Annotated in this window: 18 protein-coding genes and 2 tRNA genes; 6 read left to right on the top strand and 14 right to left on the bottom strand. The window is 60.0% G+C overall.

The annotated features are described in order from the left end of the window. Positions 1 to 10: 10 nt before the first annotated feature. The 11 genes from JTP94_RS25835 to JTP94_RS25785 form a co-directional block, all read right to left on the bottom strand. Complete coding sequence (locus JTP94_RS25835; protein ID WP_204853271.1) at positions 11 to 1,957, bottom strand: PrkA family serine protein kinase; 1,947 nt, start codon at positions 1,955 to 1,957, stop codon at positions 11 to 13. Positions 1,958 to 2,294: 337 nt separating this feature from the next. Further along, a tRNA-Phe gene (locus tag JTP94_RS25830) sits at positions 2,295 to 2,370 on the bottom strand. Positions 2,371 to 2,566: 196 nt separating this feature from the next. Beyond that, positions 2,567 to 2,782: a DNA gyrase inhibitor YacG gene (gene yacG / locus JTP94_RS25825; RefSeq protein ID WP_204853270.1), complete on the bottom strand. Its 216-nt coding sequence runs from the start codon at positions 2,780 to 2,782 to the stop codon at positions 2,567 to 2,569. A gap of 5 nt (positions 2,783 to 2,787) precedes the next feature. Continuing rightward, positions 2,788 to 3,408 carry a Maf-like protein gene (locus JTP94_RS25820; RefSeq protein WP_204853269.1) on the bottom strand — a complete coding sequence of 207 codons (621 nt, stop codon included), beginning with the start codon at positions 3,406 to 3,408 and terminating at the stop codon, positions 2,788 to 2,790. 114 nt (positions 3,409 to 3,522) lie between these two features. Beyond that, the gene (gene infA / locus JTP94_RS25815) at positions 3,523 to 3,741 is read right to left on the bottom strand and encodes a translation initiation factor IF-1 (protein ID WP_004117876.1); all 219 of its coding nucleotides are present in this window, start codon (positions 3,739 to 3,741) and stop codon (positions 3,523 to 3,525) included. A 142-nt stretch (positions 3,742 to 3,883) separates the two neighbouring features. Then, positions 3,884 to 4,354: a low molecular weight phosphatase family protein gene (locus JTP94_RS25810; protein ID WP_204853391.1), complete on the bottom strand. Its 471-nt coding sequence runs from the start codon at positions 4,352 to 4,354 to the stop codon at positions 3,884 to 3,886. A 14-nt stretch (positions 4,355 to 4,368) separates the two neighbouring features. Further along, the gene (locus JTP94_RS25805; RefSeq protein ID WP_204853268.1) at positions 4,369 to 4,842 is read right to left on the bottom strand and encodes a UPF0262 family protein; all 474 of its coding nucleotides are present in this window, start codon (positions 4,840 to 4,842) and stop codon (positions 4,369 to 4,371) included. A 3-nt stretch (positions 4,843 to 4,845) separates the two neighbouring features. Then, positions 4,846 to 6,144, bottom strand: coding sequence for a histidinol dehydrogenase (gene hisD, locus JTP94_RS25800; protein WP_204853267.1), 1,299 nt, complete (start codon positions 6,142 to 6,144; stop codon positions 4,846 to 4,848). Positions 6,145 to 6,204: 60 nt separating this feature from the next. After that, a complete protein-coding gene (locus JTP94_RS25795; protein ID WP_204853266.1) occupies positions 6,205 to 6,648 on the bottom strand; it encodes a DUF2948 family protein in 444 nt (147 codons plus the stop codon). 134 nt (positions 6,649 to 6,782) lie between these two features. Then, positions 6,783 to 8,075 carry a UDP-N-acetylglucosamine 1-carboxyvinyltransferase gene (gene murA / locus JTP94_RS25790; RefSeq protein WP_204853265.1) on the bottom strand — a complete coding sequence of 431 codons (1,293 nt, stop codon included), beginning with the start codon at positions 8,073 to 8,075 and terminating at the stop codon, positions 6,783 to 6,785. 113 nt (positions 8,076 to 8,188) lie between these two features. Next, positions 8,189 to 8,461 (bottom strand): hypothetical protein, encoded by a 273-nt coding sequence (locus JTP94_RS25785; RefSeq protein ID WP_246755353.1) that lies wholly within the window; start codon positions 8,459 to 8,461, stop codon positions 8,189 to 8,191. 154 nt (positions 8,462 to 8,615) lie between these two features. Between JTP94_RS25785 and JTP94_RS25780 the strand changes: the two genes are divergently transcribed. Both JTP94_RS25780 and JTP94_RS36085 read left to right on the top strand, forming a co-directional pair. Beyond that, a tRNA-Thr gene (locus tag JTP94_RS25780) sits at positions 8,616 to 8,690 on the top strand. A 162-nt stretch (positions 8,691 to 8,852) separates the two neighbouring features. Beyond that, positions 8,853 to 9,035 (top strand): DUF6538 domain-containing protein, encoded by a 183-nt coding sequence (locus JTP94_RS36085; RefSeq protein ID WP_409456634.1) that lies wholly within the window; start codon positions 8,853 to 8,855, stop codon positions 9,033 to 9,035. A gap of 200 nt (positions 9,036 to 9,235) precedes the next feature. Here JTP94_RS36085 and JTP94_RS25775 read toward each other — a convergent pair whose 3' ends face one another. Both JTP94_RS25775 and JTP94_RS25770 read right to left on the bottom strand, forming a co-directional pair. Then, positions 9,236 to 10,072: a hypothetical protein gene (locus JTP94_RS25775; protein ID WP_204853264.1), complete on the bottom strand. Its 837-nt coding sequence runs from the start codon at positions 10,070 to 10,072 to the stop codon at positions 9,236 to 9,238. A 227-nt stretch (positions 10,073 to 10,299) separates the two neighbouring features. Continuing rightward, positions 10,300 to 10,869, bottom strand: coding sequence for an outer membrane protein (locus JTP94_RS25770; protein WP_246755344.1), 570 nt, complete (start codon positions 10,867 to 10,869; stop codon positions 10,300 to 10,302). A 101-nt stretch (positions 10,870 to 10,970) separates the two neighbouring features. On the opposite strand from JTP94_RS25770, the gene JTP94_RS25765 reads away from it, so the two are divergent. Beyond that, positions 10,971 to 12,035, top strand: a complete 1,065-nt coding sequence (locus JTP94_RS25765) for a D-alanine--D-alanine ligase family protein (RefSeq protein WP_204853263.1) — start codon at positions 10,971 to 10,973, stop codon at positions 12,033 to 12,035. Positions 12,036 to 12,140: 105 nt separating this feature from the next. Here JTP94_RS25765 and JTP94_RS25760 read toward each other — a convergent pair whose 3' ends face one another. Next, the gene (locus JTP94_RS25760) at positions 12,141 to 12,488 is read right to left on the bottom strand and encodes a CAP-Gly domain protein (protein ID WP_204853262.1); all 348 of its coding nucleotides are present in this window, start codon (positions 12,486 to 12,488) and stop codon (positions 12,141 to 12,143) included. Between the two features lie 249 nt (positions 12,489 to 12,737). Between JTP94_RS25760 and JTP94_RS25755 the strand changes: the two genes are divergently transcribed. The 3 genes from JTP94_RS25755 (at position 12,738) to JTP94_RS25745 (ending at position 15,940) form a co-directional block, all read left to right on the top strand. Beyond that, a complete protein-coding gene (locus JTP94_RS25755; protein ID WP_204853261.1) occupies positions 12,738 to 14,027 on the top strand; it encodes a four-carbon acid sugar kinase family protein in 1,290 nt (429 codons plus the stop codon). Next, positions 14,024 to 15,040, top strand: a complete 1,017-nt coding sequence (gene pdxA, locus JTP94_RS25750; protein WP_204853260.1) for a 4-hydroxythreonine-4-phosphate dehydrogenase PdxA — start codon at positions 14,024 to 14,026, stop codon at positions 15,038 to 15,040. The genes JTP94_RS25755 and pdxA overlap by 4 nt, the downstream gene beginning before the upstream one ends. Positions 15,041 to 15,466: 426 nt before the next feature. Next, positions 15,467 to 15,940: a VOC family protein gene (locus JTP94_RS25745; protein WP_204853259.1), complete on the top strand. Its 474-nt coding sequence runs from the start codon at positions 15,467 to 15,469 to the stop codon at positions 15,938 to 15,940. Positions 15,941 to 15,991: the final 51 nt, after the last annotated feature.

The following is a 15,991-nucleotide window of genomic DNA, read 5'->3' as shown; positions in this document are numbered from 1 at the left end:
CCTTGGTGGCTCATCCCGCCTGTTTCACACGCATGTACCATTCCACAAGCCGTCGAACCTGGCGCTCGGTATAGCCCCGGGCCATCATGCGATCGACGAATTCGGCATGTTTCTTTTCGGAGTCGCCGTCCTTCTTGGACCCGAACGAGATAACAGGCAAAAGATCCTCGACCTGGGAGAACATCCGCTTTTCGATGACTTCACGGATTTTCTCGTAGCTCGTCCAGGACGGATTCTTGCCTCCGTGGCTCGCCCGTGCCCTCAGGCAGAACTTGACGATCTCGTTGCGGAAATCCTTCGGGTTGGCGATACCGGCCGGTTTCTCGATCTTGGTGAGTTCCTGATTGAGAAGCTCGCGGTCCAGAAGCTGACCTGTATCGGGATCCTTGAAGTCGACATCCTCGATCCAGGCGTCGGCGTAGTCGACGTAGCGATCAAAGAGGTTCTGTCCGTAATCCGAATAGGACTCCAAATAGGCCTTCTGGATCTCATGCCCGATGAATTCCGCGTACCGCGGCCCGAGTTCGCTCTTGATGAACTCGATATAGAGCTTCTCGGTTTCAAGCGGCAGCTGCTCCCTGCGGATCGACTGCTCCAGCATATACATCAGGTGCACCGGATCGGCGCCGATCTCGGTGGTGTCGTAGTTGAAGGTCGCCGCCAGCACCTTGAAGGCGAAGCGGGTCGAAGCCCCGTCCATGCCTTCGTCGACTCCGGCCGAATCGCGATATTCCTGCACGCTGCGCGCTCTCGGATCGGTCTCCTTCAGGCTCTCGCCGTCATAAACCCGAAGCTTGGAGAAGGCAGTCGAATTCTCGTGCTTGGAAAGCCGCGTCAGAACCGTGAAGCGGGCGAGCGTCTCCAAAGTCGACGGCGCGCAGGGCGCGTCGCTGAGCTCGGATTCCTCGATCAGCTTCTCGTAGATCTTCTGTTCTTCGGTGACCCGCAGGCAATAAGGCACCTTGACCACGCAGATGCGGTCGATGAACGCCTCATTGTTCTTGTTGGCCTTGAAGGTCTGCCATTCCGACTCGTTCGAATGCGCAAGAATGATACCGGAGAAGGGAATGGCGCCGATATTCTCGGTGCCGATGTAATTGCCTTCCTGGGTCGCCGTCAGCAGCGGATGCAGCATCTTGATCGGCGCCTTGAACATTTCGACGAATTCGAGAATGCCCTGGTTGGCGCGGTTCAGCGCACCCGAATAGCTGTAGGCGTCGGGATCGTTCTGCGCCAGGCTTTCGAGCTTGCGGATATCCACCTTGCCGACCAGCGAGGAGATATCCTGGTTGTTCTCGTCGCCCGGTTCGGTCTTGGCGACGGCAATTTGTCGCAGCCTGGAGGGCTGCATCCGGACGACGCGGAAGCGGGAAATATCGCCTTCGAACTCTTCCAGCCGCTTCAGGCACCATGGACTCATGAGGCCGGTCAGGCGGCGGCGCGGAATGCCGTAGCGCTCCTCGATCATCGGCCCCATGGTGACGGGGTCGAAGAGGCTGAGCGGGCTTTCGAAGACCGGGCTCAGCTCGTTGCCAGCCTTGAGCACATAAATCGGATGCACTTCCATCAGCGACTTCAGCCGCTCGGCAAGTGAGGATTTGCCTCCGCCGACAGGCCCGAGCAGATAGACGATCTGTTTACGCTCTTCCAGCCCCTGCGCCGCATGACGGAAGAAGGCGACGATGCGTTCGATCGTCTCCTCCATGCCGAAAAAGCCGGCAAAGGCGGGATAGGTCCGGATTGTCCGGTTCATGAAAATACGCCCAAGTCTGGTGTCCTTGGCCGTATCGATCAGCAGTGGTTCTCCCATCGCGGCCAGCAGGCGCTCCGACGCATTTGCGTACATGAGCGGATCATCCCGGCACGCATCCAGGTATTCGGAGAATGACATCTCGACTTCGCGCCGTGCTTCGAAAGAACGGGCGAACGTGTTGAATAGCACATCGTTATTTGACATGGCGCCTCGATAGCTTGCTATTGCAATAAACGCCGGACCTAACGAGATCACTTATCCCGCTATTATCTAAGGTGCGGTAAGAGTCGCTTCGAATCAATAGGTGATCCGTACAATAATTCGTACGCTTGATTGCAAATGTCATCAACATGTTGAAGGGACCATGCACCGAATTAATGAAGAACGCCCTTAAGTTGTTGCAATCAACGATACCCCATCAAGGGATGTACACCCTCGAAAAGACAACTTGACCAGCTTTCCCATGCGGGAAGCCCGGCCTTGAGGAATCGAGCGAGACCAGCGTCAACCCGACAATATCAGCATAATTTTGGAGAAAAGATGGTGCCCAGAGCCGGAATCGAACCAGCGACACGCGGATTTTCAATCCGCTGCTCTACCAACTGAGCTATCTGGGCATCCGAGCTTCGCGTATGGATAAGAGCCCCGAAAGGCCCTGGGCGGTTGGTTCACCCCGGAAGCGAGCGGGGTTATAGCATCTTGTTCGTCCATGTCCAGCCGCAAATGACTCTTTTTTGACAGGAAATGGAGTTTCGGCAATTCACGAGCAAAATGAAGGGGTTCGCAATGCCGAACAACGCCGGGAAGCGGTAGTTACTCGCCCTCGGAGCCGTCGGCTTTCTCCTCTTCCTCGGTAACGGGAATGGCGTAGGAGCCATTGAGCCATCGCGAAAGATCGAGCGAACGGCAGCGATCCGAACAGAAGGGATAGTGTTCGCGTACCGAAGGACGGCCGCATTCCGCGCAAGCGCGTGTCTTGCGCAGCGGCTCGATCTTCGAGCCCACCTTGATCTCACCAACCTTCGTCATGATTCCTATCCTTCCTGCCATCCGGCGTGAACGTCGAATCCCTCACCCGCCAGCAAAAGCATGGTCTCATAAAGCGGCAATCCGACGACATTGCTGTAGGAGCCGATCAGCTTCTGCACAAAGGAGCCTGCAAGCCCCTGGATACCATAGGCTCCGGCCTTGCCCCGCCACTGGCCGGACGCCAGATACATTTCGATATCGCGGCTGGAAAGCCGCTTGAAGCGCACCTTGGTTTCCACAACTTTCTGACGCAGCTTGCGGTCCGGGGTGATCAGGCAGATCCCGGTATAGACGACATGGCCTCGTCCGGAGAGAAGATGCAGGGCCGAAGAGGCTTCGTCGACGAACTCCGCCTTCGGCAGGATGCGCCGGCCGACGGCGACGACCGTGTCGGCAGAGAGAATATAGCTGCTCTGCCAGGCGACGTCGCCCTTCACAGCCGCGAACGCCGCCTCGCCCTTCTCAGCCGAAAGCCGCCGCGCCAGCGAGCGCGGATGCTCCGACTTCTTTGGCGTCTCGTCGATGTCCATGGGCATGAGACGCGAAGGCTCGATGCCTGACTGGTGCAGGAGCTCAACGCGGCGCGGCGATCCGGAAGCCAGTATCAGCTTGTGTTTCAACGCCATCAGACCTCGACCTGTCATGCGGGGATGAGAACCGGCTCCAGAGCATGATGCCGAAAAGTGTTAGGGGATTTCGGACGACATCATGCTCTACTTCTTTGAATCTAGAGCGGCGGACTACTTGAAACGGTAGGTGATGCGGCCCTTCGTCAGGTCATAGGGGGTCATTTCCACCAGCACCTTGTCGCCGGCGAGAACGCGGATGCGGTTCTTGCGCATGCGGCCTGCCGTGTGGGCGATGATCTCATGCTCGTTTTCCAGCTTCACGCGGAATGTCGCGTTCGGCAGGAGTTCGGTGACGACACCGGGAAATTCGAGGACTTCTTCTTTCGGCATTAAAGCTTCTTTTCCTGTCGGTTGAGGCCGGCGCCCATGGCAAAAAGCCGGGGGTCGCCGGAAATTGCGCGGAAACTACACAATCGCCGCGGTTTTGTGAACCTCGTTGATAAGGGTTTCTGCATTTGTTTCATCTGCAGCTCTAAAGCGAGCCGCGATGTTCCACAAGTCGGCTTTCGATCAACCCGAGAAGATAGTCCCGAACCTCACGATAGGCAGTGAGAACCTGCTCGCGCGTTCCGTCCGTCGCGGAGGGATCCATGGTCGGCCAATAAATGACGTCCACGGCATTGGCCCTGGTCAACTCCAGGGCGGCGTGATGCGCCTCCGGCGAGAGCGTGATGATGATATCGAAGAAATCATCCTCCAGCTCCTCCAGGGTCTGCGGCTGCCGGCGCCCGAGCGAAAGGCCGATCTCATCAAGCACCACATCGACGAAGGGATTGCGCTCGCCGGCACGCACGCCCGCCGAGGCGATATAGGTGCCCTGCGGCAGCATATTGCGCGCCATCGCCTCGGCCATCGGCGAGCGGATGGTATTGAGCCCGCACATGAAGAGGATGGCGCCGGGCGCCTTGCCGCTGTGCTCGCCCCCCTGCCTCTGCTCCTGCATCTGCTCCATGACAATCACCCGCGCCAATAGAGCACGCAGACGAGCGTGAAGAGCCGGCGGGCTGTGTCGAAATCCACGATGATCTTGCCGTTCAGCCGGTCCATCAGCGTCCGGGAGCCTTCGTTGTGAATGCCGCGCCGGCCCATGTCGATCGCCTCGATGCGACTGGGCGTGGAGGACCGTATCGCCTCGTAATAGCTCTCGCAGATCATGAAGTAATCCTTCACGATGCGGCGGAATGGTGTCAGCGACAGGATGTGCGTGGCAACGACGACGCCATCTTCCGTGCGGATATCGAAGACCAGCTTCTGGTCGACCAACGACAGATTGAGCAGATAGGGGCCGCCCTTGTGTCCCACAGGCTCGAAGCTGTTTTCCTCGATCAGGTCGAAGATGGCGACGGCGCGCTCATGCTCGACATCCGGCGTCGAGCGGCCGATCGTGTCGTCCAGGACAACGTCGCTCAGCCGGAAGACGCCTTCAGCCATGTCTCACCCCTCGAGATTGAGGCGGATCGCGACGGACCGCGCGTGTGCATCCAACCCCTCGGAATTGGCAAGCGCGATCGCCGCCGGCCCGAGCGCGCGTAGCTGCTCAGGCCCGAGCCGCAGGATCGACGTGCGCTTGACGAAATCGAGCACGGAAAGACCGGACGAGAAGCGGGCGGAACGGGCCGTCGGCAGCACATGATTGGAGCCGCCGACATAATCGCCGATCACCTCGGGCGTATGGCGGCCGACGAAGATTGCGCCGGCATTGCGGATACCGGCCAGCAGCGCGTCGGGATCGTCGAATGCGAGTTCCACATGCTCTGCGGCGATGCGGTTGGCGAGCGGAACGGCCTGCTTCAGATCGGGCACAAGGATGATGGCGCCGAAATCACGCCAGCTGGCAGCAGCCGTCTGCGCCCGGCTCAGCCGCTTCAGCTGGCGCTCGACGGCGCCCTCCACGGCTTTGCCGAATTCGGCGTCGTCAGTGATCAGGATCGACTGCGCGCCCTCATCATGCTCGGCTTGCGCCAAGAGGTCGGCGGCGAGCCAATCCGGATCGTTGTTCTTGTCGGCGATGACGAGCACTTCCGAAGGGCCGGCGATCATGTCGATGCCGACGGTGCCGAAAACATGGCGCTTGGCGGCGGCCACATAGGCATTGCCGGGGCCGGTGATCTTGTAGACCGGCGCAATCGTCTCCGTGCCATAGGCAAGGGCTGCAATCGCCTGCGCGCCGCCGATGCGATAGATCTCCTCGACGCCGGCCATGCGGGCGGCCGCGAGTACCGCCGGATTGATCGTACCGCCCATGGTCGGCACCGTGATGACGACGCGCTCGACGCCGGCGACCTTGGCCGGCACGGCATTCATCAGCACGGAGCTCGGATAGCTCGCCGTACCACCAGGCACATAGAGGCCGACGGCCTCGATCGCCGTCCAGCGCGAGCCGAGGCCGACGCCGAGATCGTCCTCATAGAGATCGTCCTTCGGCAATTGCCTGCGATGATGCGATTCGATGCGGGTGGCGGCAACCTTGAGCGCGCCCAGCACCTCGGACGGAACGGCTGCGATCGCCGCATCGATCTCCGCTTCGGCGACGCGCATGGGCGTCGTGGCGAAATCGATGCCTTCGAATTTTTTGGAATAGTGAGCAACGGCTGTATCGCCGCGCGTCCGCACATCGTCGATGATGCCTCGCACGATGGCATTCACATCCTCGGATACTTCTCTTTTGGTCGTCAGAAAGGCGGCAAACTGCTGCTCGAACCCTTCCGATGCCTGATCCAGCCAGATAGCCAACGCTGATATTCCTCTTTCATCGAGGCCGCCCTAAGCGGCCGGCATTCATCGATCGCCTGCCTATTCGCCCGCATCCGGATGGCGAGGCTTATGCGCGGTTTCCCATGCGCCGCCGATATCGGCAAGCTGAACCTCGATGCATTCGACATCGAGCGCAATAGTCGCCTTGCCAGCAAGCGTCAGCTCGATCGTGCCGTCAGGCCCCTCGCCCTTCTGCTCGAAGCGGATGGCGAGCAGCGACAGCACCTCGTCGCGATTACGCCGGTCAACGCCATTGGAGCGCACCGCCTGCACCCGCTTGAACACCAGCGCGGCGCGATGGCGCTCATAGGGCTTCCTGCGCTCACCCGATTGTTCCCAGGCGAAACGATTGGCCGCAAGCGAGAACTGCCCGAGCGTCGGCGCAAAGGACATGTCGCCGACCTTGAAGACGCTATCCTGCATATGCGCGGATATGACGCCCAGATCTTCGTTGTCGAGTGCCATTAGCTTCAGATCGCCCATTCGCCCTTTATCCCCGATCGCACAATCGAAACGCCGTAACAGACGTTTCCCTTCTGTGGACATAGGATGCGAGCGCAAAAGACGCAACCGAAGAAAGCGGGGCTCGCCCGCTCTCTGCACGACAAGAGATAATTTTAGTCGCTGATGCGCTCGACCACCGCGCCGCAGCGCGTCAGCTTGTCTTCCAGCCGCTCGAAGCCGCGGTCGAGATGATAGATGCGCGACACCACCGTTTCGCCCTCGGCGGCAAGGCCGGCGATGACGAGCGATACGGAGGCGCGAAGATCGGTTGCCATGACCGGCGCCCCCTTCAGACGCTCGACACCCTCGATGCGGGCCGTCTGGCCGGAAAGCGAGATCTTGGCGCCGAGGCGGGCGAGCTCCTGCACATGCATGAAGCGGTTTTCGAAGATGGTTTCGGTGATATGCGCGGTACCGGACGAGCGCGTCATCAGCGCCATGAACTGCGCCTGCAGGTCGGTCGGGAAGCCGGGGAAGGGATCGGTGACGATATCGACCGGCTGGATGCCGCCGCCATTGCGCTTGACGCGGATGCCGTTGTTGGTCGCCGAAATATCGGCGCCGGCGCGGCGCAGGCTTTCTAGCGCCGTGTCGAGCAGCGCCATATCGGTATTTTCCAGGCGGACATCGCCGCCGGCCATGGCGACGGCCATGGCATAGGTGCCGGTCTCGATGCGATCAGGCAGGACGCGGTGGCGCGCGCCGGAAAGCGAGGTGACGCCCTCGATGGTGATCGTGCTGGTGCCGGCGCCGGAAATCTTGGCGCCCATGGCGATCAGGCAGTTGGCGAGATCGACGATCTCGGGCTCGCGGGCGGCATTGCCGATGACGGTCGTGCCGCGAGCAAGCGTCGCCGCCATCATCATCACATGCGTCGCGCCGACCGAAACCTTCGGGAAGACGTAGCGCGCGCCGATGAGGCCGCCCTTGGGCGCCGTGGCGTTGATATAGCCGGCGTCGATTTCCATGGTGGCGCCCAGCGCCTGAAGGCCCTCGATGAACAGATCGACCGGACGCGTGCCGATGGCGCAGCCGCCCGGCAGCGACACGCGCGCCTGTCCCTCGCGGGCAAGCAGCGGCCCGATGACCCAGAAGCTGGCGCGCATCTTGGCGACCAGCTCATAGGGTGCTGTCGTATCGACGATGGTGCGGCAGGTGAAATGGATGGTGCGGGAATAACCGTCTTCCTGGCGCTCACGCCGGCCGTTGACGGCAACGTCAACGCCGTGATTGCCGAGGATGCGCATCAGAAGCTCGACATCGGCCAGATGCGGCACGTTCTCCAGCGTCAGCGTATCGCTGGTCAAAAGCGAGGCGATCATCAGCGGCAGGGCGGCATTCTTGGCGCCGGAGATCGGAATGATACCGTTGAGCTCGTTGCCGCCGACAATCCTGATACGATCCATATGTGCAATACGGGCGAGGCCCGCCTTTCCTGAAGTTCCATCCGCCTGGGAAAAGGCGCTCTTTAGACGAAATAGATTAAGGCTTCAATTCGTTTGATGATGAGCGACATCAATCATTGCGATTCGTCCATTTTTGCGGCAGCGCCCGGCTCATCCCCAGCTTTTGCCGCCGGCAGCCCATCCGTCTCGTCAGCCTGCCCGGCACGGCGGGCGCGCACCTGCTGTTTGCGGCGCGACAGATTCTCGCGCAGCTTCAGCGCCGCACGCTCACGCCGCCTGTCCGCCTCGGTCATCTGCTTGCCGCCCACAGGCTCGCCCGCCTCACTGGCGGTCAAACCAGCCTGCAAAGCCTTGCCGTCATCGATTTTCGTCTTGTCCGCACCCATCTCTTCGTCATAGCGGAAAACCCCGCCCGTCAAAAGACCGACACATTTTTTCCCACGATCTTTCACCGAAGTTGAAAATTGCGGCTTGCACTCGGCCCCGACCTATGGCAATAGCCGCCTCGCCCAATACGGCGCACCCACCGCGCCACGGTATGCTGCTATAGCTCAGGGGTAGAGCACTCCCTTGGTAAGGGAGAGGCCGAGAGTTCAAATCTCTCTAGCAGCACCAGCTTTTCCCCCGGAAATCTTTGATTTATTGAGCTCTGGGCTTTGTGACCACCTTTTTGGCACACCTGAGCGGTATACTGACCCATGGCTTTGGGAATGGAACAGCTCTGTTTGAACGGCTCTTTCTGGTGGCTGAAAGAAGGTTCCTGACCATCTATGATCCATTATCGGCAAGACCGAGGAGAAATTCAGCCTGAGAACCCGCGACCCTGCCGAGGCGCGAATCCTGTTCGCCAAGGCTGCGGCAGAGATCGAAGTACAGTGGTCTAATTTGCGGCGTGGCCGCATGTCGCTCACATCAAAGCAGGCATGGGTATCGCGGGAGAGATTACCGCGACTTTGCTAAAGCGCACGAAGACCACCCTGAAAAAGCAAGCGTAACGTTGACGTTGCTGGCTGGCGATCAGCCGTATCCATCGCTGGCGCAGACCCGGAGCGGACCAAGGCACTCCCTGACCCCTTCCAAAAACTCTTGATTGATTCGAGTGACACTGGGAACCGGCTTCAGCGCGAGTTTATATCTCTACTTGGGGAAAAGGGCCGAGATTAGACCCTTGAAGTTTCACATTCAGTGAGAAGCCTTAGTTCTGTAGCGTTTTCTTTCTCCAGCCGCGGGAACGGCATTGCTTCGTCGAAGAAGCTAAATAATCTTCCCTCGTGGTATATTTTCTCGCCACCCTCGGCATGCCCTAGACCGAGATAATGGGGAAACAACATAATATAGTCTACGCTCGGAACATCATCGCAGAAGGATTTTTCAATCGGATTGAGTAAATCGCTAAGTATTACTGCCGCAAAATTTCTCGGTTTATATTCCGACACAAACTCTGAGAAATCTATCTTTTGATGTTTGTAGCGTTCGTAGTTAGAGTTGCTCAATAAGATTGGATTTGTTCCAAAATCGGAAGAAAACCGCGTTCCAGATACGGCAGTTCTAACCCGTTCTATTAATTCAGGACGGAAACCCGTCTGGGGATTGAACGAGAAGCTAAGCAAGGCAGTATTGCACTGGGATTTTTTTAGGGCTTCATCGACCAATAGCCCCGTCCGAAACGCGGCATAACCACCTGCGCTTCCACCAAGCAGTTTTACCTGTTCAATCTGGTGATCCAGTATGTAGTTTGTAATTTTTCGAACAATATCCTCTTGATCTCCAAGGTACCAAGTTCTCTGAATTTCCGCGAACCAAATCAAATGGGCGTCGTATCTAGGGAGCTTTTTATAAGCTGCCAGGGCCGTCTCAAAAGGAAGGTCAGGTCGGGTAAACGGCGCTGTGCCGTAGCCGTAGCCGTTAAAAGTGACAATTAGATTTCTCGACGCGGAGGGCCTTACAACCGCTAAAAGGTTTGGCTCGATAGGGCCACGCTTGCCGTCAGTTTCCATGATCCGTCGTGTTCCTGAAGCACAATCTTTGGGTTGATCCCAAGTTTATCCCCCACTGATTGTGCGAGACTTGCTCGAAACAGAAAGCGGTCTTGATACTGATCGCGCGGAGACATCATGTTCTGTGTGAGGGCTCCGTCAGTTCCTCTATGGCGACATGCTCTCCCCCCAGTCCACCCCTTGTCCCAAAACGAAAAGCCCCGCCAGCACAACACCAGCGAGGCCTTTCAGACGGCTAAAAAACTAAACCTTAGAACTTCACGCCGATGCCGACGCCGACGACGTGCTGGTCGAAGTCGGCCTTGATGCCGAGCACGTCCTTGTCGCAGTAGCTGTTGAAGCGGTATTCGGCGGGCAAAGATGTTGTTGGTGAAGGCGTAGTCAACGCCGGCGCCGATGGTCCAGCCGTTGAAGGTCTTGCTTTCCTTGTCGCCTGGAATCTTGATGAAGCCGCGCGTCGCTGTCCAGCCGCCGGTTGCATAGATGAGCGTGCGGTCGAAGGCATAGCCGAGGCGGCCGCGGACCGCGCCGGTGATATCCGTGCCGACCTTTACCTTCGTGCCAAGCACGTCGTAGCTGTTGGAGTTCCAGTTGCGGCCGATGTCAGTCGATACCGAATACGACATTGTTGTTGAACTGATAGTTGTAGCCAGCAAAGCCCCCGACGAAGCCACCGTTGAAATTATCCGACGCACGGGCGCCGGGAACGCTGAAATCACCCTTGAGCCAGCTTCCGCCGCCGTGTACACCGACATAACCGCCGGTCCAGGAAAAGACTTCGCAGGCACACCCTGCATTCCATTCCTCCCGCTCGCGGTCATCCTCCCCAATTTAGCTGCAATCCCCCGTTTAAACCCTCCCATCCGTCACACCCTTCTTGCCCGGGAGAGCAGCCCTCATGTCGAAACTCCGCGTCGCCGTTCTGTTTGGTGGCCAATCCAGCGAGCATGATGTTTCCATCATGTCGGCCCGCAATGTCATCAGGGCGATCGATGCCGGGAAATATGAGGTCGTGCCAATCCTGATCGATCGCGCCGGGCGCTGGCTGCTGGTCGAGGCGGAGGGCGGCGTGCTGGCCGAGGCGGTTGTCTATGAAGGCACGGAGGTCTGCCTGCTGCCGGGAGCGAAGGGTCGGCTGCTGGCGCTGGAAGGCGCAGGCAGCCGGGAGATACCTGCTATCGATGCGCTGTTTCCGGTGCTGCATGGGCTTTATGGCGAGGATGGCTCCATCCAGGGCCTTGCCCAGATCGTCGGCGTGCCCCTTGTCGGCTGCGGCATATTGGGTTCGGCAACGGCGATCGACAAGGATATCGCCAAGCGGCTGCTGCGCGAGGCGGGCCTGCCAGTTGCGCGCTCCGTCACTGTTGTGCGCGGCGAGACGCCGAGCTTCGATGCGATCGTGAGCGCGCTCGGCTCGCCCGTCTTCGTCAAGCCCACCCGCCAGGGGTCGTCGGTCGGGGTCAGCAAGGCGCATGATGCCGGGGAATTCGAAAGCGCGCTTGCCGAGGCCTTCCGGCATGACCGCAAGGTTCTCGTCGAGGAATTCGTTCGCGCCCGCGAAATCGAATGCGCCGTGCTGGAGCAGCCCGATGGCACGCTGTTCGTCTCCGTGCCGGGCGAGATCGCCACCGGAGAGACGCATGGCTTCTATTCCTATGATGCGAAATACATCGATCAGGACGGCGCCGTGATCACCATTCCGGCGGATATCCCCACTGAAACGGCCGAGACGCTGAGGCGCATGGCGGCAGACGGCTTCCGGGCGTTGGGGTGCGAAGGGCTGGCGCGCGTCGATTTCTTCGTGCGGCCGGATTTCAGCACCGTCATCAACGAAATCAACACCATGCCGGGCTTCACCAATATCAGCATGTATCCCAAGGCCATGGGCGCCTCGGGCATTTCCTATCCGGAGCTCGTCGGCCGGCTGATCGAGCATGGGCTTGCAAGGGCAAGGCAAGCCTAGCGCAATTCCAGGAAAAGTGCGCTGCGGTTTTCCGTCCGGAATTGCGTCAAAACAGCCAGCAAGGGCGGCGGGCATTTCGCTGCCGCCCGTTTCATCCCCTGCCCGTCAGACCTTTTCCGTCTTCTTGACCTTGACCTTCGGCTCGACCGGCGCATCGGGCGTCGGGGCCAGCAGCTTTCTGAGCGAGGCGATCTTGTCCTTCACCAGCGGACGGAAGCGGCTGGCGCGATAGGGCATGTCGTCGGCGCCATAACCCTCGGGGCCATCGTCATTGCCGCGATGGATCTCCTCCAACTTCACGCCGATGAAGGTGCCGTCGACATAATGCGTATATTCGCCGACCCAGCGGATCGTGTAGATCGTGCCCTTGCGGATCAATTGGTCGATGCTGACATGCTTGAACTTGTCATCGATACAGACGACCTTCTGGCCCACATGGAAATCGTAGCTCACTATGCTCTCCTTGAAGCGACAGGAACCTATAACCCTATCGCCAAGGCACGACCATAGCCGCATATCGGCTTCAGAGTAAACGTGGCTGACGCCGCAGCCGGGATCTGCGGCACTAGGGACGGAGGACAACGCAATCCCGTTGACAAGCACCAGTGAAGGCTGAAGACTGCATGGTGTCCGAGCACCGCGAGACCGCGCTTCCATGTTCATCTCCGATACCCGCAAGGCCCGCTAAAGGCTCCCCCCATCATGCCCACCCTCCGCCTCCTTGCTGACGATCTCACCGGCGCGCTCGATACGGCAGTCGAATTCGTCGGGCTGTGCGGACCGATCGAGATCGCGCTCGGAAACGAGCTGAATGCCGAGGGTAAGCCGAGCCTTGCCATAGATAGCGGCACGCGGGAGCGCTCGGCAGCCGAGGCCGTCGCCATCGTCGAGCGGCTGGCGCCGCTGCTGAAGGGGGCCGATATCGCCTTCAAGAAGGTCGACAGCCTGTTTCGCGGCCCCTGGGCGGCGGAACTCGCCGCCGTCTTCCGGCTCGGATACTGGCGGCATTGCATCCTCGCGCCGGCCTTTCCGCATCATGGCCGAGTGACCCGCAATGGGCGGCAGATACTGCGCGTGGCGGATGGCACGTGGCGGGATGTGAGCGGTGATTTGGTGGAAGCCCTGGGCCCGGAGGGATCCCCGGTCACCAGGGTTGCCAAACGGAATCCTGCACGAAGCCCCATAAGTCTCGATAGTTCAAAATACGAACACCACCTCGCAGACGGTATCAGCGTTTTTGACGCTGATACCGATTCTGATCTCGATGAAATTGTCGCTCTGGTCCAGAATGCGCGCGGACCAATCCTGTGGTGCGGCACCGGCGGCCTGGCGGCCGCCATGGCGCGCGGGAGCAAATTGGAAGCGGGAGCTTCCGTAAGTCTGTTTGATCCCGGCGCACGCGCTTTCGTACTCGGTCAGGCCAAACCGATGACCTTTTTGACAGGATTGTGGCCACCGAAATCGCTGGGGCCACCGCCGGACCGACTGGGGCCGACAATCATATCGCGTGAGCTCAAGGCACCGGTTCTCGGTCTTTTCGGCTCGGATCAGCCCACCACGCGCGCCCAGCTCGAAGCCTGCGGCAGCCGCTGGCTCCATATCGGCGAGGAGGCGGATCCCGAGATCGTCAGAGAGCGTCTGGAGCGAGACGGCGCGGCCCTCGTCAGCGTCGATCTGCCGCCGGGGCTTGATCGCGGCGAAGCGGCGGTACGGATCGAAAGATGCTTCGGCCGCATCGCAAGGGCGCTCCCCGACCCTGGCACTCTGATTGTCGCCGGCGGCGAGACGCTGCGCGGGCTCTGTCTTTCGCTGGGTACGGAAGCGCTAACGGTAACCGGCCAGGTATCGCCCGGCCTGCCCCGCTCGGTCATGACAGGTGGTCATTGGCACAAGGTAGAAGTGATCTCGAAATCCGGCGCCTTCGGCGGCCCGGGTCTCTGGCGCGATCTACTTACGGAAAACAGACTGATGGTCGAAGGAGACGGGACATGACGCGGCACTTAGCAATCACCATGGGCGATCCCGCCGGCATCGGTCCGGAAATCATCGTCAAGGCTGCGGCACGGCTGAAAGATAGGATTGAAGAAGGTAACCTGAAACTTACCATCATAGGCAGCGGCCCCGCCCTCCGGCTGGCCGAGCAGCAGCTTGGCCTCGATCGAGCAATTCCCGAAACAGAGATGGGCGGCAACTGGCCGAACCTCTGCTTCATTCAGGCCGATGTCGAGGGCGAGCCGATCCTGCCCGGTCGGCTTTCCGCCGATGGCGGCCGCATGGCCTTCAAGGCGATCGAGAAGGGCGTTGGGCTCGCCATGGCCGGCAAGGTCGGCGGCATCGTCACCGCGCCGCTCAACAAGGAAGCATTGAACAAGGCCGGCTTCCATTATGCCGGCCATACCGAGCTTTTGGCCGAGCTCACCGGCGCGCGCGGCTCGGTGATGATGCTCGCCCACGGCAACATGCGCGTCAGCCACGTCACCACCCATGTCGCACTGGAGGATGTGCCGAAGCGCCTGACGCCTGAGCGGCTGCGCCTCGTCATCGATCTCACCGACAAGGCGCTCAAGCATCTCGGCATCGCCAAGCCGAAGATTGCGGTTGCCGCGCTCAATCCGCATGCCGGCGAAGGTGGCCTCTTCGGCCGGCAGGATATCGATATTTCCGCGCCGACCATCGCCAAGGCCGTTGCCGATGGCCTCGATATCGTCGGCCCCGTTCCCGGCGACACCGTCTTCGTCAAGCTGCGCGCCGGCCAGTATGACGCCGTCATCGCCATGTATCACGATCAAGGGCATATCCCCGTCAAGCTGCTGGGCTTCGAGATCGATCCGGCAACCGGAAAATGGCTTGATCTCTCCGGCGTCAACATCACCCTCGGCCTGCCGATCGTCCGCACCTCCGTCGACCACGGCACCGCCTTCGACATCGCCGGTAAGGGCATCGCCAACGAGCGCAGCCTGATCGAGGCGATCGAGTTTGCCGAGAGGCTGGCGACGGTCGGTTGAGCTTTATTGCATCGGCCAATGCTTCTCTCGTGTGCCGCGCGTCTGATACCCCCTCTATCCCTTTCGGGACATCTCCCCCATGTGGGCAGGGCGATTGCATATGGGGCATGCCGGTGCCGTAAGCTCCTTCTCCCCTCGGGGAGAAGGTGGCCCGAAGGGTCGGATGAGGGGGCCAAACGCTTCGAATTCATCGGCTTTTGTGCTTCTGGCACCCCCTCATCCGCCTGTCGGCACCTTCTCCCCGAGGGGAGAAGGGGAGTAATGCGCCCTCCGCAAATTCCACAGTCGATATCGGCAACAACAACCCCACCTGCCCGCATCGCCTTGAAAAGTATTTTTTCAAATCCCCCTGTCGGCGTCCCACTCTTTCAAACGTCCTCTGGCTGCCTAGCTAGAATGAGAGCTATCCAGGAGAGGAGATCACCTATGTCCAAAATTGCCCCATGCCTGTGGTTCGCACACGAAGCCGAGGAGGCTGCAAAATTCTACGTTTCGCTATTTCCGGATTCCCGGATCGATCATGTGCAGAAAAACCTCGTCGACACCCCGGCCGGCAAGGCCGATCAGGTTCTGGTCGTCAGCTTTACGCTTGCCGGCCAGCGCTTCATGGCGTTGAACGGCGGCAGCCGCTTCGAATTCACCCATGCGATCTCGCTGGAAGTGGATTGCACCGATCAGGCCGAAGTCGACCGGCTCTGGGACGGGCTCACTGATGGCGGCGCAATCGAGCAATGCGGCTGGCTCAGGGATCGCTATGGCGTCTCCTGGCAGATCGTGCCGACCGTGCTCGGCAAGCTCCTGGCCGATCCTGACCCGGCCAAGGCCGCGCGCGTCATGCAGGCGCTGATGCAGATGGTCAAGCTCGACGTTGCCGAGCTGCAAGCGGCATATCATGGGTAGCGCGAAAAAGTCTCGAACCTGAAGCTCCCGGTCGCCGTCTGCACGAACAGC

The organism is Martinezella lusitana, assembly GCF_016901135.1.
GTDB lineage: Bacteria > Pseudomonadota > Alphaproteobacteria > Rhizobiales > Rhizobiaceae > Rhizobium > Rhizobium lusitanum_D.
The sequence above is the reverse complement of the archived record's forward strand: the minus strand, read 5'-3'. Positions and strand labels throughout refer to the sequence as shown.